Origin of the sequence: Kangiella shandongensis (assembly GCF_020005365.1) — a bacterium.
Classification (GTDB): Bacteria; Pseudomonadota; Gammaproteobacteria; order Enterobacterales; family Kangiellaceae; genus Kangiella; species Kangiella shandongensis.
In genome coordinates, this window is sequence record NZ_JACNML010000027.1 from 1 (window position 1) to 760 (window position 760).

The window sequence follows — 760 nt, forward strand, 5'->3', positions numbered from 1 at the left end:
GCTTTCTGTAATGTGCTTGACGGCCTGAATTTTAAATTCTTCGGTATATCGCTTGGATGACATTTCATTCTCCTCTTTAGCTTCATTGTATAGCTAAAAAGTGTCTAGGAATATCGGGGCGATTCAAGAAGAGTACTATAAAAAAATCGCAGAGAGTATAAAAAGACCATTTAATTCTAGAAAAGAAGGGAATTATTACGATAGATACTACGTAAAGAAAACCAAGCCCTTTTTTGTTGGTAATGAAGTATTTTACGAGGTAACTTTCACAACCGCTATAGATAGTGTTAGTAAATTTGATCGGGTAATAGCCTTTACAAAACTAGATATACTCCCAAACTATGCCGTAAAGCTTCTCGTAAGCAATGACAGAATTGAAGTATTTGGTAAGTATATGCCTATTCATATTATTGATAAATGGGAAGTAAATATACGTCCTTGTGAATTGAACAGATTTGCAGATATCTTTGGAGAACATGCAAAAATATCATATAGCCAAAATGAATCAAAAAATTTGATGTCTCTTTTAACACGAAGTGGCCTTAACCTTTCAGAAGTAGTAGAGCTAACGGAAAATTATTATCAAAGATTTAAGCAGTCATGCTTGAATGAGGCTAAATCAATCAACTTCTTTGAATCGCCCCGATATTCCTAGACACTTTTTAGCTATACAATGAAGCTAAAGAGGAGAATGAAATGTCATCCAAGCGATATACCGAAGAATTTAAAATTCAGGCCGTCAAGCACATTACAGAAAGCG

Annotated in this window: 1 protein-coding gene; it reads left to right on the forward strand. The window is 34.3% G+C overall.

The annotated features are described in order from the left end of the window. Nucleotides 1-100 precede the first annotated feature (100 nt). Entirely contained in the window at nucleotides 101-655 is a 555-nt protein-coding gene (locus tag H7708_RS13385; RefSeq protein ID WP_223671359.1) for a hypothetical protein, read from the forward strand. Nucleotides 656-760 lie beyond the last annotated feature (105 nt).